A 23,087-nucleotide genomic window follows, 5' to 3' on the forward strand; every position below is an offset into this window, starting at 1 on the left:
GGCTTGGCCTGCGCCGTGTGCGCTCCGCGCGCTGTCAAGCCAGCGCATGGCAGCGCCACATCTATCGGGTCGCAACAAAAGCCGAAGGCGTCTGCCCGAACTGTTTACGGAAGGCCGTGCTGTAGGCGCTATGGCTGTCATAGCCGCAGGCGAGCGCGACCTGAGTGATCGGCAACCCCTGCAGCAACAGCGTCAGCGACGACATCAACCGCAGCTGCTGTCGCCACCTGCCGAACGTCATGCCGGTGGCCTGCAAAAAACGCCGCTGGAACGTCTTGTCGCCGATGGCCAGCCTGCTCGCCCACTCGGCAGCCGTGGCGCTATCGCCCGGATCGTCCACCAGTGCCTGACACACCTGCTGCAGGGCGCTGTCAGCGCCACCAGCCGGCCACGGCAAATGCAGCGGCAGCAGCGGCTGAGCGTGCAGCTCCTCAACCAGCAGCTCGCCAAGCAACTGCCTGCGCCGGACACCACCAGGGATATCGCTTTGGGTCAGCGCCATGATCAGCTCCCGCAGCAAGCCCGAGACATGCACCACGCAGTCGACCGCAGGCAGGCGCGCGCATAGGTCCTCACGCACGAACAGACCATGCGCCTGCAGCGCAACGGGCACCACCAGCCAAGGCGGCATCGCCTTTGTGCTGCAACGCGACAGCGGCATCCGCATGCCACGCCGCATGCAGGTCGAGTTCAGTGCCATCGTGCAGGCGCTGGCTGACACCAGTGAGACGGAGTTGAGCAGTGCGCAGATCTGGGCGATTTTCGAGCAGACCTATCTCGCACCAACGCAGGTGCGATCAAGCCTCATCTACCGCAACCATCGTCTGTTCGAGCATCTGGACGGTCAAGGCATCGCACTGGAGCTGGCAGACAGCGACGGTGCCGTCAGGACCATCGCCGGATCGGGCAACGGCCCGATAGCCGCCACCGTTGCGGCCCTGGGGCTGCCGCTGCGTATCGACAGCTTTGAAGAGCGCAGTCTGGCTGCAGGGTCAGAGGCCGCAGCCGTCGCCATAGTTGAAGCCGCCATGCCCGGCGTGCCCGGCTCACGCTTCGGCGTCGGTCGACACCCGAATATAGCGACGGCATCGGTATTGGCGGTGCTGAGTGCCGCTGCCCGGTTTGCCGACGCGACAGACTAAGCAAGGACAAGGCGGCGTCGGCACAGAGCGGCCCCCCCTGGCGCAGCTCAGTTCGCTGGCGCCGGCAGCGTTTTAGCGTAATGGAAAAAGACCTCATCACGGACCCAGCCGGTCGACTCGTAGAGCCGCTGGGCCGCCGTATTGGTGATCGCCGTTGCCAGCTCCATGCGCACCGCGCCGCGAGCCTCGGCCTGCTGGCCGGCTGCCGTCAGCAACTGTTCGGCAATGCCCTGACGACGAAAGTCAGCGGCAACAAACAGATCGTACAGAACGCAAATAGGGGCCATATCCACCGAACAGAAAGTCGGGTACAGCTGGCAGAAGCCCGCCAGCTCGCCCTCTGCAGTCTCGGCGATGAGCACCACCGACTCCCCCTTCTGCAGGCGGGCATGCAGGTAGGCGATCGCGCCCGCTAGATCGGCAGCTTGCTCATAAAACTGACGGTACAGGTCAAACAGTCGCCCCACCCGCCCGGCGTCGGCAGCGGTGGCGAGGCCAATGCGCATGTCATTCACCAGAGAGACAACGCCTAGGCCTGACGCGGCCGGACCGGCGTTTTGCGGCCCAACAGGCGTTCGCTGGGTGCGATCTCAGCGACCTGACGATAATCCTCCAGCAACTGGAACCAGTCTGCCTCGGGCATCGGCCCACGGTGGCGGTAAAGCTGCTTCAGGTCGTGGCGCACGGCGGCGCTGCGACGCCAGCGGCGGCGACATTTCTCCAGGTCGAGCAGCGCGATTTCCACCCCCCGACTGCGTACCCGGATGAAAATATGTTTGGAGTACAGGCAGCCATGCTGCAGGCCGGCGTTATGCGCCAGACTCAGGCAGCTGGCCAGCTCACGCAACATGTGGCGGTGCACGGCTTCGCCATGCTGCGCTCTGGCATCGCCGGCATACCACTCATCAAGGCTGATGAAGTCGCGCAGCTCTTGGGTCACCAGCAGCCCTTGCCACTGGCCCTGCTGCTTGCGCGCACCCGCAAAGCGGATCTGCGGCACACGCACACCAGCGGCGCGATAAGCCTCCAAAGCCCAGGCTTCGCGCACCACAGTGGGCCGTCCAAGGGGATAACGCAGCGAGCGGCTGAGGTGGCCAATCTGGCGTTTGAGATAGAGGGTGACGTCTTGATCGGTCAGCCGCTGCACGCCGCTGTTGCCGTCGCGGCGCTCGTTGGGCTCTTCTACCCAGTCGCCCTGCCGGGCCCACCAGTCACTGAACGCGGGATGCGCCTTGTCTTTCATATTGTTATGCCTCGCTGTCGTCACGCACTGTCTGACGTCGAACTGCAAGGACCGCGCCAGTGGGACAGGTGATTGTTGTTAACGGCCAATCACCTTACCCACTATCGCCCTGTGTGGTCAAAACAAATACTACGGCAGCGATCATCGGCGAACAGGCCGACTTACCCCTGACAGCGCTCAGCTGCGCAAATCGTACATCGCCTTCTCGCCCAGCGCGTGCCAGGCCTGAATGCGTTCACGGAAAGCCTGCATCGAGTCCCAGACCTCACGGTTGAGCGGGTCCATGGCGGCGGTTTCTTCCAGCACGTCACCGCTGATGTCACGCAAGCGGTCCAGCACTGAGTCCGGCAGGCGGCGTAGCTGGACGTGGTGCTCGTTAACCAGCGTGTGCAGGGCTTCGGCGTTACGTCGACCGTACTCATCCAGCATGGCCTGGTTGGTCGAGCGCGCGGCCTCGATGACGATGGCACGCAGATCATCTGGCAACTCGGCCAGCTTCTGCTTGTTGATCGTCAACTCCAGCACCGCGCAGGGCTCCTGCCAGCCGGGGTAATAGTAGTACTTGGCGGCCTGGTAGAGGCCGAAGGCGAGATCGTTGTAGGGGCTGACCCAATCGCTGGCGTCGATCACGCCGGTCTGCAGGGAGGTGAAGATCTCGCTGCCGGGCAGGTTGACGGTGGTCGCGCCGGCCCGTGCCAGCACCTCGCCACCAAAGCCGGGCATGCGGATCTTCAGGCCCTGCAGGTCATCCAGGCTGTTGATTTCCTTGTTGAACCAGCCGGCCATCTGCACGCCGGTGTTGCCGCAGGGCAGCGGCACCACGCCCAGCGGATCGTAGGCCTTCTGCCACAGCTCAAGCCCGCCACCCTCGTACAGCCAGGCGTTCATTTCCTGCGCGTTCATACCAAAGGGCACAGCGGTGAAAAAAGGCGCAGCGGCGCTCTTGCCCTTCCAGTAATAGGCCGCGCTGTGGCCCAGCTCAGCGGTGCCACTGGATACCGCGTCAAACACTTCCAGCGCCGGCACCAGCGCACCAGCAGCAAAAACCTGAATGCTCAAGCGGCCGTTGGACAGCCGCGCTACCGTGTCGGCAAAGCGCTGCGCGGTGGTACCCAGGCCAGGAAAGTTCTCCGGCCAGGAGGTAACCATTTTCCAGCGAAAGCGCTGCTCCGGCGCAGCACTCGCCCCACCCGCCGGCGCGCTATCGTCCTTGCACCCGGCCAGCGCCGCAGCCCCCAAACCCAGTCCGGCGGCGGTCAGTAAGTTACGTCTATCCATTCTTATAGCTCCAAGCTTCAAGCGGCAAGCTGTCCGCTGCTGACTTTTATAGGGGTGTAGGCAGCGTCGACACGCGCCCTCCTCTCCGGCGAATTACCCAAACCGCAAAATATTCAAAGCCACACGCTGTCCGCGTGGTCGCGGATTAGCCTGTCGACAACCGCGCGCCGTCAACCACAACGTCGTGCAACCTGGCAAAGTGCTTCCCGCACGCACAAACCGCTTGCAGCTTGAGGCTTAAAGCTTGCGGCTCCGAGCTGCTGGCGCTACAGCGCCTGCAGCTTGGCATACGCCACCATCAGCCACTTGCTGCCTTCGTCATCAAAGTTGACCTGAATGCGCGCTTGCGCGCCCTGGCCTTCGTAGTTGAGCACCACACCTTCGCCGAACAACGCGTGTTCGACGCGTTGGCCAAGGGCAAAACCGGTGTTCTCTGACGCTTCGCTGGCAAACAGACCACCCTTGGCCGGGCCAAAGGGGCGGCTGACCTGATTGCCCAGCCGGACTTCCTGAATCAGTTCACCCGGGACTTCACGTACAAAGCGCGAGACCTTGTTGAAGGTTTCGCTGCCATACAGGCGGCGCGTCTCGGCCCAGGTGATCACCAGTTGCTGCATCGCCCGGGTAATGCCGACGTAAGCCAGGCGGCGCTCTTCCTCAAGCCGGCCCGGGTCTTCCAGGCTCATCTTGTGCGGGAACAGCCCTTCTTCCACCCCGGCCATAAATACCAGCGGAAACTCCAGCCCCTTGGCGCTGTGCAAGGTCATCAGCTGCACGCTGTCTTCAAAGCGATCGGCCTGGGTTTCGCCCGCTTCCAGCGAAGCGTGCGCGAGGAAGGCCAGCAGCACGTCGCCGTCCTCTTCCGCGTCGGCCATGTCGTTCTCGAAGCCACGCGCGGCGGACACCAGTTCTTCCAGGTTTTCCACCCGGGTCTGACCCTTGTCGCCCTTTTCCTGCTCATGAAAGCGCAGCAGGCCGCTGTGCTCGATGGCGATCTGCGCCTGACTGTAGAGCGGCAGACCTTGAGCGCGCTCGGCCATCTCCTCGATCAGCACCATAAAGCCCTGCACGGCATTGGCAGCGCGGCCCGGCAAGCCTTTGTTATCGAGCAGGTCGCAGGCCGCCTGCCACATCGAGACATCCTGCTCCCGGGCCTGCTGACGCAGCAACTCGACGGTCTTGTCGCCGATGCCGCGGGTGGGCAGGTTGATAATGCGTTCCAGCGCGCCATCGTCGCCACGACTGCCCATCAGCCGCAGGTAGGCCATGGCGTTCTTGATCTCGGCCCGCTCGAAAAAGCGCTGCCCACCATAGATGCGATAGGGAATGCCACTGCGCAGCAGCGCTTCTTCCAGCACTCGCGACTGGGCGTTGGAGCGATACAGGATGGCGATCTCACTGCGGCTCAGGCCATCGCGAATGCCCTGCTCGATACGCTCGACGATGTAGCGCGCTTCGTCCTGCTCGTTGAAGCCGGCATACAGGGCAATCGGCTCACCCTCGTTGCCATCGGTCCACAGCTCTTTGCCCAGGCGCCCGGCGTTATTGCCGATCAGCGCGTTGGCGGCCTTGAGGATGGTCGCGGTAGAGCGGTAATTCTGCTCTAGGCGAATCATCTCGGCGTTCGGGTAATCGGTCTGGAACTGCTGGATATTTTCGATGCGTGCCCCGCGCCAGCCATAGATCGACTGGTCGTCGTCACCCACCACCATCAGGCTCGGATTGTTGCCAGCCAGGTGCCGCAACCAGGCGTATTGCACCGCATTGGTGTCCTGAAACTCGTCGACCAGAATATGCCGGAAGCGCGCGCGGTACTGTTCACGCAGGGCCGGATTGTCGCGCCACAGCTCCAGCGAGCGCAGCAACAGCTCGGCAAAGTCCACCGCGCCGGCACGATTGCACACCTGCTCGTAGGCTTCGTAAATGCGCACCATGGTGGTCATGTACAGGTCACCCGCCGGCTGGATGTGCTGCGGGCGCAAGCCTTCATCCTTCTGCGAGTTGATCCACCACTGGGCCTGCCGGGGCGCCCACTGGTTGTCGTCCAGGCCCAGCTCGCGAATCACGCGCTTGATCAACCGCTGCTGGTCATCGCTATCGAGGATCTGAAACTGTTCAGCCAGGCCGGCCTCTCGCCAGTGGGCGCGCAGCAGACGGTGCGCCAGCCCGTGGAAGGTGCCGACCCACATACCCTGCGGCGAGATGCCGAGCAGCTGCTCGATCCGCGCGCGCATCTCATGGGCAGCCTTGTTGGTGAAAGTAACCGAGAGAATGCTCCAGGGCGACGCCTGTTCCACCTGAACCAACCAGGCGATACGGTGCACCAGTACTCGGGTTTTGCCGGAGCCGGCCCCGGCCAGCACCAGTTGCTGGCCGACTGCGGCGCTGACCGCCTGGCGTTGGGCTTCGTTAAGCGAATTAAGCAGGTGGGAAATATCCATCGCGGCATTCTAGGGAAGCACTGATCCATTCCACAAGCCCTCTGCATGCTTGGGCGCCCGCCGTGCGGGGCTGCCTGCTCAATTCAAATAGGCCATTTCAGTACAGCGCACACGCGCTACTGCCGCCCCGTCGCCGGGCCCGTCACTGGCGGACCTTGCGGTCATCCGCCCAACGGCTGAGCGTCTGCGTCGGATTCCCGAGATAGAGACCTTGGCAAGCTGTTTTTTGCGCACCAGGGACTGTGCCGGGCACGTCCCCTGGTGTATGGTTGGGCAGGCACACAAGCCGACCCGACAGACACAACAATGACAAAAAACAACGTCAACGGACCATGGAGCAGCGCAGCCGCATGAGCGCCAGTCCAGCGGCCTTCAGCCCGATTCCCCGCGATGAACTGCGCTTGCAGCAGCTGAACCAGCTGTACGCCCAGTCCCGCTTGCCGCAATGGCTGTTGCTGGTCACCGCCGTTTTGATCACCCCGCTCGCCTGGGCCCACAGCACCCGCAGCAGCCTGCTGGTGTGGATAGCCCTGCTCGGCCTGCTGGTGGCAACCCGTCAGGTGCTGGTAGGCCGTTACTGGCAGGCCTCGGCACGGGAGCGCCTGCAGCGTCGCTGGAGCCTGTTTTTCCATCTCGGCAACCTCGCCTCCGGACTCTGTCTGAGCTGGGTACATATCGCCCTGACCCCGCTGGACAACTTTGCCCTGCAGGCGCAGATGTACAGTATCGCCAGCGGCGTCAGCATCTGCGTTGGCGTACTCTACGCGCCGCGCTACAGCGCGTTCGCCTCTTTCATGCTGCCCGCCTGGCTGCCGCCGGTCATCTGGCTGCTGGCCGACGGCACGCCCAGCAGCCTGGTCTGGGCGCAGACCGGCGCCATGATGTTCTGCTTTATCCTGCTGGCCGCTGCGCTGATCCACCGGACCATGCGCAACGCGCTGATCAGCAACCTGCGCAACGAAGCCCTGCTGGGCAATCTCGGCAGCGCCCACCAGCACACCGAAGAGCTTAACCAGCAACTGACCCGCGAGATTAACCAGCGCCGCCGCGCCGAGCAGTCCCTGCGCGACAGCCACGACGATCTGGAAGAACGGGTGCGCCAGCGCACCGCCGAGCTGGAAAAGGCCACCCACGATCTGCAGGCCAGCGAGGCGCAGCTAACCCTGGCCATGGAGGCCAGCCAGCTCGGTCTGTGGGACTGGGATCTGACCACCGACAAGGTGTACCACTCGCGCCTCAACGCGCTCTTCGGCATGCCGGACGAATACGTGCCCAGCATGCGCCAGGATCTGCGCCCGCTGGTACACCCGGCTGATGTCACCATGGTGCGCCGCACGCTGGTTCGGCATATGAAGAGCCAGACCGCGGCCTACCGCATGGAGTACCGCGTACGTCACAGCAGTGGCCACTGGCTGTGGGTCGAGGACAGCGGCCGTGCAGTGGAACGTGCCGCCGATGGCCGAGTACTGCGCATGATCGGCACCCGCCGCGATATCAGCGCACGCAAGCATCAAGACGAACAGGCGCAGCTGGCGTCTACCGTGTTCGAGGCGACCAGCGAGGGCATTTTCATCCTCGGCCCGACACTGGATATCCTCGCCGTCAATCAGGCCTACACCGTGATCACCGGACTGTCACAGCAAGACGCCGTTGGCCACAACATTCTGGATCTCAGCGGCAGCGACGATCTGCGCCAGCAATTCCTCCATCTGCAGCAACTGCTCAACAATCAGGATCGTTGGCAAGGAGAAATGACCGCCCGGCGCCGCAACGGAGAGCTGTTCCCGATCTGGCTGCAGCTCGCGGTCGTGCGCAGCGCCGGCGGACAGCTGACGCATTACGTCGGCTTCTTCGCCGACCTGACCACCCACCGCCAGACCGAAGAACAGCTGCAATACCTGACCAACTACGATCCGCTGACCCAGCTGGCCAACCGCAGCCTGTTCACCGACCGCCTGCAGGACGCGGTTGCCCGCGCCCGCCAGCACCACCACGCGGTTGCGCTGCTGCATATCGATCTGGACCGCTTCAAGCACATCAACGTGACCCTCGGCCACGCCGTGGCAGACGGCCTGCTGCAGGAGGTTGCACGCCGGCTCAGCACCGAAGTCGACAGCCGGCACACCCTGGCGCGGCTGTCGGCAGACGAGTTTGTGGTGATTGTCGAGCAGGCCGACGACGAACAGCAGCTCGGCGTCCTGGCCAGCCAGTTGCTGGAAGCCCTGCGCAAACCCATGCTGGTGGCCGAGCACGAGCTGGTCACCACCGCCTCCATCGGCATCAGCGTATTCCCGACCACCGCGCGCGACAGCCTGCTGCTGATCACCCAGGCCAACCAGGCGATGCAGCACGCCAAGCACCTGGGCGGCAACCGCTGGCAGTTCTACACACGTGAGCTGCGCGCCTACAGCCTGGACCGTCTGCAGCTGGAAAACCAGCTGCGCAAAGCCATCGACGAAGACCAGCTGGTGGTGCACTTTCAGCCCAAGCTGCACCTGGCCAGTGACCGTATCTGCAGCGCGGAAGCGCTGGTGCGCTGGCAGCATCCGGACAGAGGGCTGGTGATGCCCGGCGACTTCATCACCATCGCCGAGGAAACCGGCATGATCGTGACGCTGGGGCAGAAGGTGCTGGATATCGCCTGCGAGCAGGCCGCGCTCTGGTGCCACCAGGGGCCGCAATCGGTCGCGGTGTCGGTCAACCTGTCAGTACAGCAGCTGCGCCAGGAAGGCTTTGCCGAGCGCGTGCGGATGACCCTGCAGCGCCACAACCTGCCTGCCCGCCTGCTGGAGCTGGAACTGACCGAAAGCATGCTGGCCGAACACAGCGACCAGGTCGCCGAAAACGTTGCCGCGCTGCGAGCGCTGGGTGTGAGCCTGTCGGTGGACGACTTCGGCACCGGGTATTCATCGCTGGCCTACCTCAAGCGCTTCCCGATCAGCACGCTGAAAATCGACCGCGCCTTCGTCGCCGAGCTGGACGCCGCCAATGCCGACAACGCCATCGTGCTGGCCATCATCGCCATGGCCCGCAGCCTGTCGCTCAAGGTGGTCGCAGAGGGTGTCGAACACGAGGGCCAGCTGAACTTCCTCAAGGCCAACGGCTGTGACGAAGTCCAAGGCTACCTCATCAGTCGGCCGATCGAGGCCGGCGCCTTTACCCGGTTACTGGAACAGAACAGCTGCCAACTGCTCGATCAATAGCGCGAATCGAGCCAGCTGTGGCCCAGGCGCTCCAGCAGGCTGTCGGCGGCGTCCGGGCCCCAGCTGCCGGCGGCATAGGGCTTGGGTGAACGGTAAAAGTCGCCCCAGCCCTCAATGATCGGATCAACCCAGCGCCAGGCCGCCTCGATTTCGTCACGGCGCATGAACAGCGTCGCATCACCCTCGATCACATCCAGCAACAGACGTTCGTAGGCGTCCCAGCGGCGCCGGGTGAAGGCGGCGGCGAAATCCAGGTTCAGATCCACGTTCTGCAGCCCCATGCCGCGCCCGGGCGACTTGGCCATTAACGACAGGCGGATACCTTCGTCCGGCTGCAAGCTGATGATCAGGCGGTTGTTCTCCGGGTTGTCGCCACTGCGCGGAAACAGCCGATGCGGTACCGGTTTGAACTGAATGACGATCTCCGACTTGCGCTGGGCCATACACTTGCCGGTGCGCAAATAAAACGGCACCCCAGCCCAGCGCCAGTTATCGACCTCGGTCTTCAGCGCGACAAAGGTTTCGGTATTGCTGTCATGGTCGACCTTCTTCTCGAAGTAGTAGGCGGGCAGGCGCTCGCCCGCGTGCTGCCCGGCGCCGTACTGACCGCGTACGGTGCGGTCCTGCACATCCATCCCGGTGATCGGCCGCAGGGCCTCGAGGATCTTCAGCTTTTCGTTACGCACGGCCTCGGGCTCGAAATGCACCGGCGCTTCCATGGCCACCAGGCAGAGCAGTTGCAACAGATGGTTCTGCACCATGTCGCGCATGGCGCCCGCGCGGTCATAGTAGTCGCCGCGGTTCTCTACCCCGACACTTTCCAGCACGCTGATCTGCACATGATCGATATGCGCATTGCGCCACAACGGCTCGAACAGGGCATTGCCGAAGCGCAGGGCGAGCAGGTTCTGCACCGCTTCCTTGCCGAGGTAGTGATCGATACGGAACACCCGTGATTCGTCGAATACCTTGCCGATGCGGTCGTTGATTTCGTTAGCCGTTTCCAGGCTTTCGCCCAGCGGCTTCTCCAGCACCACCCGCGCGTGCTCATCGACCAGCCCGACCGAGGACAGATGCTGCACCGTGGCGGCAAACAGAGCCGGCATGGTCGCCAGATAGAACACCCGCACACGCCCGGTGCCGGGGCTCAGGACCTTGGTCAGGCGCGGAAAGGCAACGCGTTGACTGACATCCAGCGACAGGTAGTCAAGCCGTTCGGCAAAACGTTCCCACTGCGCCGTGTCAAAGTCACCACGGGCAACATGCTGGCTGACATGCCGTCTGACCAGCTTGCCGTAGCTCTCCAGGCTGTGCTGAGCGCGGGCCAGGGCAAGAATGCGGGTATCCGGATGCAGGTGCCCGTCACGGTGCAGATAGTAGAGCGCCGGCAACAGCTTGCGCATGGCCAGATCACCCGTGCCGCCGAACACCACGATGTCACAACTGATACCCGCCTGAGCCACGCTCTGCCCTCCCCTGCATCACACGATGGGCCTTTTTGTAGTATAACTACAAGCTATACGCCCGCCGGCCCCACCCGCCGACGGGAAACTGGCAGCCATGCTGCCCTCACCTGCTGCCGACATCATGCCACCGTGAACATGCTCCAGCACATCGCCGCCAGCCGTGACCTGCTCAGAAAGTCAGAGCTCAAGGTCGCCGATTTTGTCTTGGCGCAGGCGGCGCAGGTGATGCATTCATCCATGGCGGACCTGTCGCAGCAGGTCGGTGTCAGCGAGCCCACCATCGTACGCTTCTGTCGCGCGATTGGCTGCAGCGGATTTCAGGACCTCAAGCTCAAGCTGGCGCAAAGCCTGGCCGCCGGCGCCAGCTTCGGGCAGTTCTCGATCAACGAGGACGACAGCGTCGATGCCCTGTCGCACAAGATCTTCGACACAACCCTGGCAACATTGATGGAGGTACGCGAGCGCCTCGACGCTGCGGCCATCGAACAGGCCATCAGCGCACTGACCCATGCCCGCCGTGTCGAGTTCTACGGTTTTGGCGCCTCCGGTGCGGTGGCCAGCGACGCCCAGCACAAGTTCTTCCGCCTGCTGGTGTCCACCGCCGCCTACTCCGACCCGCACATGCAGGCCATGTCAGCAGTGACCCTGGGGCCGGAGGATGTCGCCGTTGCCATCTCGCAGACCGGGCGCACCAAGGACCTGCTGCATTCAGCCAGTCTGGTAGTCGAAACCGGCGCCACCCTGATCAGCCTGTGTCCGAGCCGCACGCCGCTGGCCGACGTCAGCCAGGTACACATTCCGATTGATGTGTCCGAGGACACCGATATCTATACACCGCTGTCCTCGCGCATTGCCCACCTGGTGGTCATCGACGTGCTGGCCATGGGCATGGCCATGCGTCGCGGGCCTGAGCTGGTCAACCACCTGAAGAGCGTCAAGCGCAGCCTGCGCGGCCTGCGCCTGTCGAACAAGAGCCAGCGCGGCGAGCTGAACGAGTAACCCAGCAGCCGCCTTAGTACCAGCCCCAGGAGCACCCCCTATGCCAGTCGCCATGGCCCGCCACATTCTGGTCAAAACCGAAGCCGAAGCCGCCGCGCTGAAAAAACGCATCGCTGCCGGAGAAGCCTTTGACGTGCTGGCCAAGAAACACTCCACCTGCCCGTCAAAGAAACGCGGCGGCGATCTGGGTGAGGTACGTCCCGGCCAAATGGTCCGTGCGATCGACCAGATCATTTTCAAAAAGCCGCTGAAAGTGGTGCACGGCCCGATAAAGAGCCAGTTCGGCTATCACCTGGTGCAGGTGTTCTACCGCGACTGACGCGCGCTGCCCGGCGGGTAGTAGATCAGGTTATGAAATACCGCTGGCAGCGTGCCCGGGTTGCGATAACCGTGCGGCTGGTCAGCGGCAAAACGTACCGCCTCTCCCTCTTTCAGCGGTTGCCAGACGTCCCGCACCAGCAACTCCATCTCGCCACGCACCACCACCACGTGCTCGACCACACCCTCACTGTGCGGCTCGGACAAACGCTCGTAACCGGGCAACAGCGTCAGCTCGAACAGCTCAAAGCCGTAACGCGCATCAAAGGGGAACAGCGGCGCAATCAACATCTGGTCCGCTGCGGGTCGTTGACGCACGGCGTCGGCGCTACGCAGTGTCATGCCGCCCTGCTCGGCGGGCGAGGGCTCCAGAAAGGTCGACAACGAGGTACCGAAGCCAGTAGCGATCTTCCACAGCGTCGCCACCGTAGGGCTGGATTCGCCGCGCTCGATCTGGCCGAGCATCGCTTTGCTCACGCCACATTCGGTGGCGGCCCGATCCAGACTCCAGCCACGGTCGCTGCGCCACTGCCGCAGGGTGGCTGCCAGATACTGATTGATTTCCTGCATCACAGGTCCGCTCATCGAAAGGCCGCACAGCATAGCAATTTCCTTTTGTGCGTTATAGCGCACAGTGCTAGGATCAGCCACTCGTGCGCTATAGCGCACGACCATCGATCGAGGATTACCGCATGCTGAAAGCCTGGTTTAACCCGTCCCACATCGCCGCCGGCTTTATCGCCGTGCTGGTGGGCTATACCAGTTCAGCGGTGATCATCTTCCAGGCCGCCGAGGCTGCCGGTGCCTCGCCACAGGAAATCAGCTCCTGGCTGTGGGCATTGGGTATCGGCATGGCGGTCACCAGCATCGGCCTGTCGTTGCGCTTTCGTGCGCCGGTGTTGATTGCCTGGAGCACACCGGGCGGCGCGCTACTGGCCACTGGCTTGCCCGGCTTCAGTCTGAACGAGGCGATTGGCGTGTTTCTGTTCAATGCCGCACTGATCACCCTGTGCGGGTTGCTTGGCTGGTTTGACCGCATCATGCGCCTGGTGCCGGCGTCGCTGGCCGGCGCCATGCTGGCCGGGGTGCTGCTGCCGTTTGGCCTCAACCTGTTTGGCGCGCTGCAGGAGCAAACGCTGCTGGTCGGCCTGATGCTGGCCTGCTATCTGGCTAGCAAGCTGGTGTTCCCGCGCTACGTGATTCCGGTCACCTTGCTGGTGGGCGTACTGGTGGCGGCGTTGGCAGGCCAGCTGCATCTGGAGCAGCTCGACTGGTCGCTGGCACAGCCCGTGTGGACGACGCCGGCCATCTCGCTGCAGGCGCTGCTCGGGGTCGGCATTCCGCTGTTCATTGTCACCATGGCCTCGCAGAACGTACCGGGCATGGCGGTCCTGCGCGCCAACGGCTATCAGCTGCCCGCGTCGCCGCTGATGACCACCACCGGCATCACCGGCCTGCTGCTGGCGCCGTTTGGCGGTTACACCTTCAACCTGGCCGCGATCAGCGCTGCAATCTGCGCCGGTAAAGATGCCGACCCGGACCCAGCCCAGCGCTTTCGCGCCAGTGCCTGGGGCGGTTTCTTCTATCTGCTGACCGGGCTGTTCGGTGCCACGGTCGCCAGCCTGTTTGCCGCCTTTCCGCAGGCGCTGGTCATGGCCATTGCCGGCCTGGCGCTGCTCGGCACCATCGGCAACGCACTGGCCACCGCCCTGCACGACGAGGCGCAACGCGAAGCAGCCTTCCTGACCTTTCTGGTCACCGCCTCCGGGCTGGCACTATGGGGTATCGGCAGCGCCTTCTGGGGTCTGCTGCTCGGCCTGCTGGTGCTGCGCCTGCCGCGCCGTCAGGGCTGAGCCGGGCGCTCACACACACCGCGATGGATTTCGCAGGTCAGCGCTTCAATGCGCTGGCTCAGCTGGTGTACCGTCTCGGTCAGCCGGGTGTTCTGCTCCATCAACTGCAGCAGCTGTTCGGTCTGCTCCGCCGCGTGGGCGGCGCGCTGTTCGCTGGCTTGCGCCAGGGCTTCGCGATGCAGCGCATCGGCCTGCGCCGAGGCCTTGTCCCGATCAGCCTGACGGGTCTGCGCCAACAAAATCAGCGGCGCGGCATAGGCGGCCTGAAAGCTGAACGCGAGATTCAGCAGAATGAAGGGATAGCGGTCAAAGCTGACCAGATCGGTCACGTTGATGGTGATCCACAGACCGACGATCAAGGTCTGCGCGATGAGAAAAACCGGCGTACCAAAAAACCGCGCGAAGGCTTCCGCGCGCAACGCAAACCAGCCGTCGCCAAATACCGAATCCAGGTGCATGTTCGGTCGCAGAAAGCGGAAATGATGCCGGCCTGCGGCGGGTGTCGCCGGGCTGATTGATCCCCTGTTGTCTTGCTCGGGTGCAGCCATACGTACGCTCCTTGCCTCTGTTATCGGCACTATAGTGCGCAGAGAATGATCTGGTCAGGATCGACCCACAAGGTCACCGGCTCGCCGATGCCGGGCACAGCGGGGACATCAGCCAGCGTCGCTACCAGCTGCACACCCGCATTCAGTTCCACCTCCAGCGCCAGTTGGTCACCCACCTGCTCCCGGCCCAGCACCGTGCCAGTCAGCCGGTTCTGCTCCGCACCGTCGCTCGCCAGCTTCACCCAGGGCGCCTTGATCAGCGCAAATACCTCCACGCCCTTGCTCAATCCAAGACGTTCACTGCTACTGCGCGTGATCACGGCCGTCAGCGCCTGACCTCCAGCCAGCGTCAGCGCCACCCGCTCGTTCAGCCCCTCAGACTGCAGAGCGGCCACCCGGGCAAACAGCTGGTTGCGCGCGCTGGTACGCAGCCGCAGCCGGTGCATGACCTGCAGATACGGGTCCAGGCTGGCGTCCTCGCTCAGCCTGGCCAGGAACACGGCGTGCTCCTGCTGATAACGGCGAAAGGCGCTCACCAGCTGGTCCCCTGCCGCCGTCAGACGCGTGCCGCCACCGCCGCGCCCGCCCGCCGCGCGCTCAACCAATGGCTGATCGCTGCTGCTGTTCATTGCATCCACGGCATCCCAGGCGGTCTTGTAACTCATGCCGGCCGCCTTGGCCGCTTTGCTGATCGAGCCGGTTTCAGCGATACAGGCCAGCAACTCGATGCGATCCTGCCCGGCCAACCGTCGGCCCTGGTGGGAAAACCAGAACTGTCCTTCAAGCTTCATTGCACACTACCCCAAGCGCTATATAACGAATAATATAACGACAACCTGCCTTCCTCGCTGCCCAGGAGTTTCCATGCGCTTGCCGCTGCTCTTCGCCACCGCTTGCTGCATCAGTATCAGCCACCCTGCCCTGGCCGGCGAGGTCCAGGTCGCCGTCGCTGCCAACTTCACCGCCCCCATGCAGGACATCGCCAAGGCGTTCGAGCAGGATACCGGCCATCGCGTCATCGCGGCCTTCGGCTCGACCGGCCAGCTGTACGCCCAGATCAGCCACGGCGCCCCCTTCGAGGTATTTCTGGCTGCCGATGACACTACCCCGGCACGCGCCGAAAGCGACGGGCTGGCGGTCTCAGGCTCGCGCTTTACCTACGCCACCGGCGCGCTGGCGCTGTGGTCCGCTGATGCCGGTCTGATCAGCGACGGCGCACAGTTGCTGCGCAGCGGCAACTTCGAGCATCTGGCTATCGCCAACCCGAAAACCGCGCCCTACGGGCTGGCCGCCACACAGGTGATGCAGCAGCTGGGCCTGACGCAAGCGCTGGCACCCAAGCTGGTCGAAGGCCAGAGTATCGGCCAGACCTACCAGTTTGTCGCCAGCGGCAACGCCGAAGTCGGCTTCGTTGCTCTGTCGCAGGTCTCCCGCGACGGGGAGATCACCAGCGGCTCAGCCTGGCAGGTTCCGGCGGCGCTGTACCAACCCATCCGCCAGGATGCCGTGCTGCTCAACACCGGCGCTGACAACGACGCCGCTGCCGCCCTGCTCGACTACCTCAAAGGCGAGCAGGCGGCAGCGGTCATCAGCCGCTACGGCTACGGTCACTGACATGTCCCTGCCGCTGGACAGCGCCGACCTGGCAGCCATCTGGCTGACGCTCAAACTGGCGTCGCTGACGACCCTGGTCCTGCTGCTGATCGGTACGCCGCTGGCCTGGTGGCTGGCCCATACCCGCTCGCGGCTGAAAGGCCCGATCAGTGCGCTGGTAGCCCTGCCCCTGGTGCTGCCGCCGACGGTGCTGGGCTTCTACCTGCTGGTTGCGCTGGGTCCGCACGGGCCGATTGGCGCGCTGACTCAGCAGCTCGGGCTGGGCACCCTGGCGTTCAGCTTCAGCGGCCTGGTGATCGGCTCGGTCTGCTACTCCATGCCCTTTGTCGTACAACCCATTCAGAACGCCTTCGAATCCATCGGCAAACGCCCGCTGGAAGTAGCCGCCACCCTCGGCGCCAGCCCGCTGGACCGCTTCTTCACCGTCGCGCTGCCGCTGGCCCGCCCGGGCATCATCACCGCCAGCGTGCTGGGCTTTGCGCATACCCTCGGCGAGTTTGGCGTGGTGCTGATGATCGGCGGCAATATCCCGGAGCGCACGCGCGTGGTCTCGGTGCAGATCTTCAACCACGTCGAAGCGATGGACTACGCCAGCGCCCACTGGCTGGCTGGCGGCGTGCTGATCTGCTCCTTCGTGATTCTGTTGCTGCTTAATCGGCGCGGGCGCCTGACGGTCATGCCGGGGGCACGCAGGTGATCCATATCAGGCTCAAACAGCAGCTGGCTGCCTTTACGCTGGACCTGGATCTGACGCTGCCGGCGCGCGGGATCAGCGCCATCGTCGGCCCGTCCGGCTCGGGCAAAACCACGCTGCTGCGCTGTATCGCCGGCCTGGAAAGGGCGGAACAGGCGTTTATCGAGGTCAATGGCCACTGCTGGCAGGACAGCCAGCGCGGCCTCTGGCTGGCGCCGCACAAGCGCGCGCTGGGTTATGTCTTTCAGGAGGCCAGCCTGTTCGATCACCTGAACGTGCAGGCCAATCTGAACTACGGCAGACACCGCAGCGCAGAGCCGGCCAGCGACCAGCAGGCAACGCAGATCATCGAGCTGCTCGGCATTGCGCAGCTGCTCCAGCGCAGTACCAGCGGGCTGTCCGGCGGTGAGCGGCAGCGCGTCGGCATCGCCCGCGCGCTATTGGCCAACCCGCGCTTGTTGCTGCTGGATGAGCCGCTGACCGCGCTGGACCCGCAACGCAAGGCCGACATCCTGCCGTATCTGGAGCGCCTGCACGCAGAACTGGACATGCCGCTGCTTTACGTCAGCCACTCCCCGGACGAGGTCGCCAGACTGGCGGATCACCTCGTCCTCCTGGACAACGGCACACTGCGCGCCAGCGGCCCGCTGCAGACGCTGCTGCCGCGTCTGGATCTGCCCATGGCGCACAGCGACGACGCGCGCAGCGTGCTGCACGGGCAGGTCAGCGCCTGCGATGATCGCTATCAGTTGCTGGAGCTGACCCTCGATGGCAGCCCGCTGCAGCTGCGCCTGCCGCACTCGGCGCTACCGCTCGGGCAGCGCGTGCGGGTCGCGGTCCAGGCCCGCGATGTCAGCCTGGCGCTGGAGAAGCCGCAACACAGCAGTGTGCTCAACCAGTTGCCTGCGCACATCGAGGCCATCGAACCCGGCAGCCACCCGGCACAGGCGCTGGTGCGCCTTGCGCTGGGTGACAACGTCTTGCTGGCACGCCTTACGCGCTACTCGGTAGACCAACTGCAGTTGCAACCGGGGCTGCCGGTGTGGGTGCAGATCAAGGCTGTGGCGCTGTTCGACTGACCGACGCGCATAACCACTGCTGCAGCAGGCGTCGATCAATCAAGCGGATGCCCGAGCGCCGCGCCAGCGTCCGGGCATCGGCATCGATACGCCCATGACAGACCAGCAAGCCACCATCAACGCCCTGCTTGGTCATCCGCTCACGCAGCGCCAGCAGATCGGCCCGCCGCAGGTGGGGGGCGCGCCAGCAGGTAAGGTCCAGCACAACGTCCTCCTCGCCCTGGCGCAGGAGGATGCCGCCATCCGCCGCACAGCCGTTCTGCAGCAGCAGTCCTTCCGCCTGCAGAGCCCAAAGCACCAGCGCGCGCACGTCCTGACGGCTGAGCTGCTGGAGCAGATGGTCGGGTGACGCTTCCTGCTGCAGTCTACTGACACGCCGACGACGCGACAGACGATTGAACAGATCGGCCACCGCAGCGCACAGCAGCGCCAGCGGCAACAACACCTGACCGACCAGGGTAAAGCCGTGCAGCAAGGTCCCACCGGTCGCCGGAACGCTGCCCTGCCAGAACCGATAGCCCAGCCAGTGCAGCAGCAAACCACTGAGCAGCGCCAACAGCAGATACAGCCACCAGGGAACCTGGGAACGGCTCTGCAGCAGGGTTTCCAAAGGGGTAAGGGGGCGGCGGGCAGTCATCCGTAACTCCTGAAGCTGGCTCCTTGCCAGCACTATTGCAACGATAGTCGCAGTCACCGATCAGGTAAAGACCGCGCCGCAACGCAGCGGTAGCGCTCAGGCAGATCGACAATCAGCCTGGCTGATTCAGGATAGCATCCAGCAGGCCGGGGAAACGGGCATCCAGGTCAGCGCGTCGCAGGCTGTTCATGTGCGTGGTACCGACGCTCTGGGTGCACACCAGGCCGGCATCGCGCATCACGCGGAAATGGTGAGACATGCTCGACTTTGGCCTGCCGCCATCCAGATCACCGCAACTGGCCTCGCCTACCTCGGCCAGGCGGCGCACGATTTCCAGCCGCACCGGATCACTCAGGGCGTAGAGCACACGTTCGAGCAGCAGCTCGTTGGCAGGGGGGTGTTTGAAGGGTCGCATGACGCTGATGATACACAGGGGTTTACTTCTGATCCATAGTTCCAATATTATCGAACTATTGAATAACCCAATCAGCTGCCGGAGGCTATCCATGTCAGCGCTGTTTCAACCCTTCTCTCTCAAAGACATCACCCTGCGTAACCGCATCGCCGTACCGCCGATGTGCCAATACTCGGCCACCGACGGCGTGGTCAACGACTGGCACGTCGCCAATTACACCGCTCAGGCCCGCGGCGGCGCCGGACTGGTGATTGTCGAAGCCACGGCAGTTGCACCGGAAGGCCGCATCACGCCGGCCTGCGCCGGACTGTGGAATGACGCCCAGGCTGAGGCGTTCATGCCTGTCGTGCGCGGCATCAAGGCGCACGGTGCTGTACCCGGTATTCAGATTGCCCACGCCGGCCGCAAGGCCAGCGCCAACCGTCCGTGGGAAGGTGACGATCACATCCCCACCGACGCCGCCAACGGCTGGCAAACCATCGCCCCCTCCGCCATCCCCTTCGGCGCGCACCTGCCGAAAGTGCCAGAGGCCATGACGCTGCAGGACATTGAGCGGGTCAAGGCGGATTTCGTTGCCGCCGCCCGCCGCGCACTGGCCGTCGGCTTCGAGTGGCTGGAGCTGCACTTTGCCCACGGCTATCTGGCCCAAAGCTTCTTCTCACCGCACGCCAACCAGCGCACCGATGCCTACGGCGGCAATGCCGATAACCGCGGCCGCTTCCTGCTGGAAACCCTGGCCGCCGTGCGCGAAGTCTGGCCGGAACATCTGCCACTGACCATCCGCTTTGGCGTCATCGAGTTCGACGGCAATGACGAGCAGACCATGACCGAGTCGATCGACCTCACCCGCCGCTTCAAGGCCGCCGGCATGGACATGATGAGCGTCAGCATGGGATTTAACATCCCCACCGCCAAAATCCCCTGGGCTCCGGCGTTCATGGGCCCGATTGCCAAGCGCGTGCGTGATGAAGCCGGCGTGCCGGTCTCCTCGGCCTGGGGCTTTGGCGAGCCGCATATCGCCGAGAAAGCAGTACAGGACGGTCAACTGGATCTGGTCATGGTCGGCAAGGCGCATCTGGCCAACCCGCACTGGGCCTACCACGCCGCCCGCGAACTGAAGGTGGAGCGCCCATCCTGGGTCATGCCGGCACCCTATGCCCACTGGCTGGAACGCTACTGATCCACAGCCACCCCTTGCGCGCGCCGCCACGGCGCGCTGCAATGGCAGGCAACCAATCAGATAACCGGATGGGGGCAACATGCAGGACAACAGCTACTACTATGAACCCGCGCAGGGCCACGGGCTGGCCCACGACCCGTTCAATTCCATCGTTGGCCCCCGCCCGATCGGCTGGATCAGCAGCCGCAGCAGCGACGGTATCCTGAACCTCGCTCCCTACAGTTTTTTCAATGCGTTCAATTACATACCGCCGATCATCGGCTTTGCCAGCATTGGCCACAAGGACAGCCTGAGCAATATCGAGCAGACCGGCGAGTTCGTCTGGAACCTCGCTACCTTGCCGTTGGCCGAGGCGATGAACCAAAGCTGCGCCGCGGTGGCGCCCGAGGTCGACGAGTTTGCGCTGGCGGGGCTGACCGCGTTGCCATCACGCCAGATCGACGTACCAAGGGTAGGCGAAAGCCCGGTCTCCTTCGAATGCCGCAAGACCCAGATCATCCAGCTGCAGAGCGCGGCGGGCGATGCACTCAATACCTGGCTGGTGCTCGGCGAAGTGATTGGCGTCCATATCGACCGCCGCCTGCTGGTCGACGGTGTCTACCAGACCGCTGCCGCCGAGCCGATTCTGCGCGGCGGCGGCCCGGCCGATTACTTCCGCGTCGAGACGGGCGCGCTGTTTCGCATGCACCGCCCCGGCTGAACTCACCCCGACATGAACACTGGCGCCAGCAGCACGCCCAGCAGTGGCAAGCCTAGCGCCAACCTTGGCGCATAGGGCAACAGCAGTAACAGAACCAGGCCGCACAGCGACAGCATGCCCAGCCAGCCGACCAGCGCCATGCTGGCTGGCCAGATCTGCAGACTCAGCAGCAGTGCCAGCAACAGCAGCAACACGCCCAGCGGGCGGCACCAGGCTCGCAAACTCGGCGGCGCCGCTGCAGCCAGTTGCTTCCAGTGCCGCTCCGTGCCCAGACACAGCGCCAGCATGCCGGCATAGCTGGCGCTCAGCGCCAGACACAGCAGACTGGCGTTCATGACTGCACCTCCGCCATCACCGCAGGCGCTCGTCGCGCAGCCCGAGCCGTTGCCGCCGGCCGCTTTGACACTTTCCACGCCGCCAGCGCCAGCAAGGCTCCGAGCCCAAACCCGGTCAGATCAACCCCCAGTCGAATGCGGTCAGGAACGGCAAGCGCGGTTTGCAGATCCAGCAGTGGCAAGCCCAGCAGCAGCACCGCACTCGCCGCCAGTTGTTCCAGCCAGCCACGCAACGGCGCGCGCAGCCGTGCATGCAGCAGTGCTGCCAGCCAGGCGCCGAAGAATACCCGCAACTCCCAGCCCTCACGCTCGGCCAGATCCGCCGGCAACAGGCGGTTGGCCCACAGCAGCGCCACGCAGGCCAGCATCAGTCCGCCCACGCAGGCCAGATTGAGCCACTCCACTTGACGCAGCCAGACGCCCTGTGCCGCAGACTGCCGTCGCCGCTTGACGGTATACAGCACCAGTCCGCTGGCGATCATGGCGCTGCTGACCAGACCACATAAGAAATACAGCCAGCGCATGGGGTAACCGCCAAACTGGGCAAAATGCAGCCCCGCCATCACTTTTTGCACCAGCAGGCTGGTGCGGGTCGGCGGCGGCGCGCGCAGCAGCTCGCCGGTGATCGCATTGAAGGCCAGCGCCTCGCCCTTGGTCAGCTCCAGACGACTGCCAAGCAGCGGCCGCACCTCGACCCGCGCATTGACGCGGCCCGGTTGAGCGACCGACAGCGAAGACAGCATGCCCGCACCGTAATGGGCTTCGCCCAGGGCAATGAACTGCTCCAGCGGCAGCATGGCGGCGCTCGCCGCCGGCACCTCACGCGATGGCCGACCGCCCTCGCCCCCGCGCGCCGCGCCCTGTTGCTGCTGGGCACCCGGGCGCAGCTCGCGCAGCAGCGCATCGCGATCGCCGTTGTACAGCGCATCGGTTGCGGCCGGCATGTAGATCAGGAAGAAGATCACCAGACCGGTGTAGGTAATCATCAGATGGAACGGCAACAGCAGCACGGCGCTGGCGTTGTGACCATCCAGCCAGCTGCGCTGACCCTTGCCCGGGCGGAAGGTAAAGAAGTCCTTGAAGATCTTCTTGTGGATGATGATGCCGCTGATAATCGCCACCAGCATCGCCATCGCAGCAAACCCGACGACCCAGATACCGAGAAAGCGCGGCATATGCAGGGTGTAATGGAAACGGAAGAAGAAACTGCCTCCTGCGGTCTCTCGCGGCGTTATCTGCTCGCCGCTCTCGGCGTCGATCAGCGTGCGCTGGCCACGCCGCTGTTCACCCGCCGAGACGCTCAGCGAGGGATCGCGCGCCGTCGGCAGGCCGATATTCCAGGCACTCGCCGCCGGATGGTTGGCTTCCAGCCAGCGCTGGGCAACCTGCACGGCACTGGCCTGATCGACCTGCCGGTCCTGCAGTTCCGGTTGCATCCACCAGTTCAATTCGCGATCAAACACCGCCAGGGTGCCGGTCAGAAAGATCGCAAACAGCAACCAGCCGAGCACCAGGCCAGTCCAGGTATGCAGCCCCGACATTGATTGGGTCAACGAGGGTTGGCGACTCATACCTCCCCCCCTGCAAACCACTGCGGGCCAAAGCCGATCAGCAGCAATACCAGCGTCACCGGCAGCGCCCAGAGCGCCTGACGAAGCGGGCGTGCGAACACCCACAAGACAAACACGGTGTAGACCGCGAACGACAGCAACGTCGCACTGATCGCCGCATCAATCCGCGCCAGCGGCAGCAGCCGTGCCAGCGCTGCGGTCAGGCTATAGGTGAACACATAGCCACCCAGCACTGCGAACAGGATGCGGGCCAGGGCATTCGGCCAGACAGCGCCGCCACGAGAAACCAGCTTACTCATCCAACACTCTCCAACAGGGCCAATGCCCAGAGACAGAACGCAGTCCGCCCGCTGAGCGGGTTCAGCGGGCGG

At 64.2% G+C, this 23,087-nt stretch carries 24 protein-coding genes; 10 read left to right on the forward strand and 14 right to left on the reverse strand.

The genetic code is table 11. The features are described from left to right. Positions 1-61: 61 nt before the first annotated feature. Positions 62-631, reverse strand: coding sequence for an AraC family transcriptional regulator (locus CNQ84_RS10835; protein WP_245841334.1), 570 nt, complete (start codon positions 629-631; stop codon positions 62-64). Positions 632-638: 7 nt separating this feature from the next. On the opposite strand from CNQ84_RS10835, the gene CNQ84_RS10840 reads away from it, so the two are divergent. Beyond that, on the forward strand, positions 639-1,142 hold the full coding sequence (locus tag CNQ84_RS10840; protein ID WP_245841336.1) for an alpha-isopropylmalate synthase regulatory domain-containing protein: 504 nt from the start codon (positions 639-641) through the stop codon (positions 1,140-1,142). Between the two features lie 47 nt (positions 1,143-1,189). On the opposite strand, the gene CNQ84_RS10845 is transcribed toward CNQ84_RS10840, so the two are convergent. The 4 genes from CNQ84_RS10845 to uvrD form a co-directional block, all read right to left on the reverse strand. Beyond that, positions 1,190-1,648 (reverse strand): GNAT family N-acetyltransferase, encoded by a 459-nt coding sequence (locus CNQ84_RS10845; protein ID WP_096004891.1) that lies wholly within the window; start codon positions 1,646-1,648, stop codon positions 1,190-1,192. 23 nt (positions 1,649-1,671) lie between these two features. Then, positions 1,672-2,385, reverse strand: a complete 714-nt coding sequence (locus tag CNQ84_RS10850) for a lipopolysaccharide kinase InaA family protein (protein WP_096004892.1) — start codon at positions 2,383-2,385, stop codon at positions 1,672-1,674. 177 nt (positions 2,386-2,562) lie between these two features. Further along, complete coding sequence (locus tag CNQ84_RS10855; RefSeq protein WP_096004893.1) at positions 2,563-3,663, reverse strand: TRAP transporter substrate-binding protein; 1,101 nt, start codon at positions 3,661-3,663, stop codon at positions 2,563-2,565. Between the two features lie 266 nt (positions 3,664-3,929). Beyond that, the gene (gene uvrD / locus CNQ84_RS10860; protein ID WP_096004894.1) at positions 3,930-6,104 is read right to left on the reverse strand and encodes a DNA helicase II; all 2,175 of its coding nucleotides are present in this window, start codon (positions 6,102-6,104) and stop codon (positions 3,930-3,932) included. 350 nt (positions 6,105-6,454) lie between these two features. On the opposite strand from uvrD, the gene CNQ84_RS10865 reads away from it, so the two are divergent. Next, positions 6,455-9,307 (forward strand): putative bifunctional diguanylate cyclase/phosphodiesterase, encoded by a 2,853-nt coding sequence (locus CNQ84_RS10865; RefSeq protein WP_096005012.1) that lies wholly within the window; start codon positions 6,455-6,457, stop codon positions 9,305-9,307. Here CNQ84_RS10865 and zwf read toward each other — a convergent pair. Beyond that, complete coding sequence (gene zwf, locus CNQ84_RS10870; protein WP_174704255.1) at positions 9,301-10,770, reverse strand: glucose-6-phosphate dehydrogenase; 1,470 nt, start codon at positions 10,768-10,770, stop codon at positions 9,301-9,303. The genes CNQ84_RS10865 and zwf overlap by 7 nt on opposite strands. A gap of 132 nt (positions 10,771-10,902) precedes the next feature. Between zwf and hexR the strand changes: the two genes are divergently transcribed. Together hexR and CNQ84_RS10880 are read left to right on the forward strand one after the other, a co-directional pair. After that, entirely contained in the window at positions 10,903-11,772 is an 870-nt protein-coding gene (gene hexR, locus CNQ84_RS10875) for a transcriptional regulator HexR (RefSeq protein WP_096004895.1), read from the forward strand. A 40-nt stretch (positions 11,773-11,812) separates the two neighbouring features. After that, the gene (locus tag CNQ84_RS10880; RefSeq protein ID WP_096004896.1) at positions 11,813-12,091 is read left to right on the forward strand and encodes a peptidylprolyl isomerase; all 279 of its coding nucleotides are present in this window, start codon (positions 11,813-11,815) and stop codon (positions 12,089-12,091) included. Here CNQ84_RS10880 and CNQ84_RS10885 read toward each other — a convergent pair. Then, positions 12,079-12,660: a helix-turn-helix domain-containing protein gene (locus CNQ84_RS10885; RefSeq protein ID WP_096005014.1), complete on the reverse strand. Its 582-nt coding sequence runs from the start codon at positions 12,658-12,660 to the stop codon at positions 12,079-12,081. The two genes, CNQ84_RS10880 and CNQ84_RS10885, sit on opposite strands and share 13 nt — an antisense overlap. Before the next feature lie 122 nt (positions 12,661-12,782). On the opposite strand from CNQ84_RS10885, the gene CNQ84_RS10890 reads away from it, so the two are divergent. Further along, positions 12,783-13,943, forward strand: a complete 1,161-nt coding sequence (locus tag CNQ84_RS10890) for a benzoate/H(+) symporter BenE family transporter (protein ID WP_096004897.1) — start codon at positions 12,783-12,785, stop codon at positions 13,941-13,943. On the opposite strand, the gene CNQ84_RS10895 is transcribed toward CNQ84_RS10890, so the two are convergent. Together CNQ84_RS10895 and CNQ84_RS10900 are read right to left on the reverse strand one after the other, a co-directional pair. Continuing rightward, on the reverse strand, positions 13,934-14,401 hold the full coding sequence (locus tag CNQ84_RS10895; protein WP_245841341.1) for a DUF1003 domain-containing protein: 468 nt from the start codon (positions 14,399-14,401) through the stop codon (positions 13,934-13,936). The genes CNQ84_RS10890 and CNQ84_RS10895 overlap by 10 nt on opposite strands. Before the next feature lie 119 nt (positions 14,402-14,520). Further along, a complete protein-coding gene (locus CNQ84_RS10900; RefSeq protein ID WP_096004899.1) occupies positions 14,521-15,282 on the reverse strand; it encodes a TOBE domain-containing protein in 762 nt (253 codons plus the stop codon). A 73-nt stretch (positions 15,283-15,355) separates the two neighbouring features. Here CNQ84_RS10900 and modA point away from each other — a divergent pair, with 73 nt between their 5' ends. Genes modA through modC form a run of 3 tightly spaced genes read left to right on the forward strand, consistent with a single transcriptional unit; the run spans position 15,356 to position 17,878 of the window. Beyond that, entirely contained in the window at positions 15,356-16,105 is a 750-nt protein-coding gene (gene modA, locus CNQ84_RS10905; protein WP_096004900.1) for a molybdate ABC transporter substrate-binding protein, read from the forward strand. Between the two features lies 1 nt (position 16,106). Continuing rightward, a complete protein-coding gene (gene modB, locus CNQ84_RS10910) occupies positions 16,107-16,802 on the forward strand; it encodes a molybdate ABC transporter permease subunit (RefSeq protein WP_096004901.1) in 696 nt (231 codons plus the stop codon). Beyond that, a complete protein-coding gene (gene modC, locus CNQ84_RS10915) occupies positions 16,799-17,878 on the forward strand; it encodes a molybdenum ABC transporter ATP-binding protein (RefSeq protein WP_096004902.1) in 1,080 nt (359 codons plus the stop codon). Before modB ends, modC begins: the two co-directional genes overlap by 4 nt. Here the strand turns inward: modC and CNQ84_RS10920 are convergent. Continuing rightward, a complete protein-coding gene (locus CNQ84_RS10920) occupies positions 17,853-18,515 on the reverse strand; it encodes a restriction endonuclease (protein WP_096004903.1) in 663 nt (220 codons plus the stop codon). The two genes, modC and CNQ84_RS10920, sit on opposite strands and share 26 nt — an antisense overlap. Positions 18,516-18,627: 112 nt before the next feature. Then, positions 18,628-18,930 (reverse strand): ArsR/SmtB family transcription factor, encoded by a 303-nt coding sequence (locus tag CNQ84_RS10925; protein WP_096004904.1) that lies wholly within the window; start codon positions 18,928-18,930, stop codon positions 18,628-18,630. A 91-nt stretch (positions 18,931-19,021) separates the two neighbouring features. Between CNQ84_RS10925 and CNQ84_RS10930 the strand changes: the two genes are divergently transcribed. Both CNQ84_RS10930 and CNQ84_RS10935 read left to right on the forward strand, forming a co-directional pair. Next, positions 19,022-20,110, forward strand: a complete 1,089-nt coding sequence (locus CNQ84_RS10930) for an NADH:flavin oxidoreductase/NADH oxidase (RefSeq protein WP_096004905.1) — start codon at positions 19,022-19,024, stop codon at positions 20,108-20,110. Positions 20,111-20,189: 79 nt separating this feature from the next. Then, positions 20,190-20,810: a flavin reductase family protein gene (locus CNQ84_RS10935; RefSeq protein ID WP_096004906.1), complete on the forward strand. Its 621-nt coding sequence runs from the start codon at positions 20,190-20,192 to the stop codon at positions 20,808-20,810. A gap of 2 nt (positions 20,811-20,812) precedes the next feature. On the opposite strand, the gene CNQ84_RS10940 is transcribed toward CNQ84_RS10935, so the two are convergent. Genes CNQ84_RS10940 through CNQ84_RS10950 form a run of 3 tightly spaced genes read right to left on the reverse strand, consistent with a single transcriptional unit; the run spans position 20,813 to position 23,015 of the window. Continuing rightward, positions 20,813-21,145, reverse strand: coding sequence for a DUF3325 family protein (locus tag CNQ84_RS10940; protein WP_096004907.1), 333 nt, complete (start codon positions 21,143-21,145; stop codon positions 20,813-20,815). Next, complete coding sequence (locus tag CNQ84_RS10945; RefSeq protein WP_096004908.1) at positions 21,142-22,716, reverse strand: PepSY-associated TM helix domain-containing protein; 1,575 nt, start codon at positions 22,714-22,716, stop codon at positions 21,142-21,144. The genes CNQ84_RS10940 and CNQ84_RS10945 overlap by 4 nt, the downstream gene beginning before the upstream one ends. Beyond that, complete coding sequence (locus tag CNQ84_RS10950) at positions 22,713-23,015, reverse strand: iron transporter (RefSeq protein ID WP_174704256.1); 303 nt, start codon at positions 23,013-23,015, stop codon at positions 22,713-22,715. Before CNQ84_RS10950 ends, CNQ84_RS10945 begins: the two co-directional genes overlap by 4 nt. Positions 23,016-23,087 lie beyond the last annotated feature (72 nt).

Source organism: Pseudomonas abyssi, from assembly GCF_002307495.1.
In the GTDB taxonomy this organism is placed as follows: domain Bacteria; phylum Pseudomonadota; class Gammaproteobacteria; order Pseudomonadales; family Pseudomonadaceae; genus Halopseudomonas; species Halopseudomonas abyssi.

Coding starts and splice junctions, on each gene's coding strand:
- CNQ84_RS10835 (WP_245841334.1), bottom strand. CDS start 631: ATGCCGCCTTGGCTGGTGGTGCCCGTTGCGCTGCAGGCGCATGGTCTG.
- CNQ84_RS10845 (WP_096004891.1), bottom strand. CDS start 1,648: ATGCGCATTGGCCTCGCCACCGCTGCCGACGCCGGGCGGGTGGGGCGA.
- CNQ84_RS10850 (WP_096004892.1), bottom strand. CDS start 2,385: ATGAAAGACAAGGCGCATCCCGCGTTCAGTGACTGGTGGGCCCGGCAG.
- CNQ84_RS10855 (WP_096004893.1), bottom strand. CDS start 3,663: ATGGATAGACGTAACTTACTGACCGCCGCCGGACTGGGTTTGGGGGCT.
- uvrD (WP_096004894.1), bottom strand. CDS start 6,104: ATGGATATTTCCCACCTGCTTAATTCGCTTAACGAAGCCCAACGCCAG.
- CNQ84_RS10865 (WP_096005012.1), top strand. CDS start 6,455: ATGAGCGCCAGTCCAGCGGCCTTCAGCCCGATTCCCCGCGATGAACTG.
- CNQ84_RS10880 (WP_096004896.1), top strand. CDS start 11,813: ATGCCAGTCGCCATGGCCCGCCACATTCTGGTCAAAACCGAAGCCGAA.
- CNQ84_RS10885 (WP_096005014.1), bottom strand. CDS start 12,660: ATGCAGGAAATCAATCAGTATCTGGCAGCCACCCTGCGGCAGTGGCGC.
- CNQ84_RS10890 (WP_096004897.1), top strand. CDS start 12,783: ATGCTGAAAGCCTGGTTTAACCCGTCCCACATCGCCGCCGGCTTTATC.
- CNQ84_RS10895 (WP_245841341.1), bottom strand. CDS start 14,401: ATGCACCTGGATTCGGTATTTGGCGACGGCTGGTTTGCGTTGCGCGCG.
- CNQ84_RS10900 (WP_096004899.1), bottom strand. CDS start 15,282: ATGAAGCTTGAAGGACAGTTCTGGTTTTCCCACCAGGGCCGACGGTTG.
- modA (WP_096004900.1), top strand. CDS start 15,356: ATGCGCTTGCCGCTGCTCTTCGCCACCGCTTGCTGCATCAGTATCAGC.
- modB (WP_096004901.1), top strand. CDS start 16,107: ATGTCCCTGCCGCTGGACAGCGCCGACCTGGCAGCCATCTGGCTGACG.
- CNQ84_RS10920 (WP_096004903.1), bottom strand. CDS start 18,515: ATGACTGCCCGCCGCCCCCTTACCCCTTTGGAAACCCTGCTGCAGAGC.
- CNQ84_RS10925 (WP_096004904.1), bottom strand. CDS start 18,930: ATGCGACCCTTCAAACACCCCCCTGCCAACGAGCTGCTGCTCGAACGT.
- CNQ84_RS10930 (WP_096004905.1), top strand. CDS start 19,022: ATGTCAGCGCTGTTTCAACCCTTCTCTCTCAAAGACATCACCCTGCGT.
- CNQ84_RS10935 (WP_096004906.1), top strand. CDS start 20,190: ATGCAGGACAACAGCTACTACTATGAACCCGCGCAGGGCCACGGGCTG.
- CNQ84_RS10940 (WP_096004907.1), bottom strand. CDS start 21,145: ATGAACGCCAGTCTGCTGTGTCTGGCGCTGAGCGCCAGCTATGCCGGC.
- CNQ84_RS10945 (WP_096004908.1), bottom strand. CDS start 22,716: ATGAGTCGCCAACCCTCGTTGACCCAATCAATGTCGGGGCTGCATACC.
- CNQ84_RS10950 (WP_174704256.1), bottom strand. CDS start 23,015: ATGAGTAAGCTGGTTTCTCGTGGCGGCGCTGTCTGGCCGAATGCCCTG.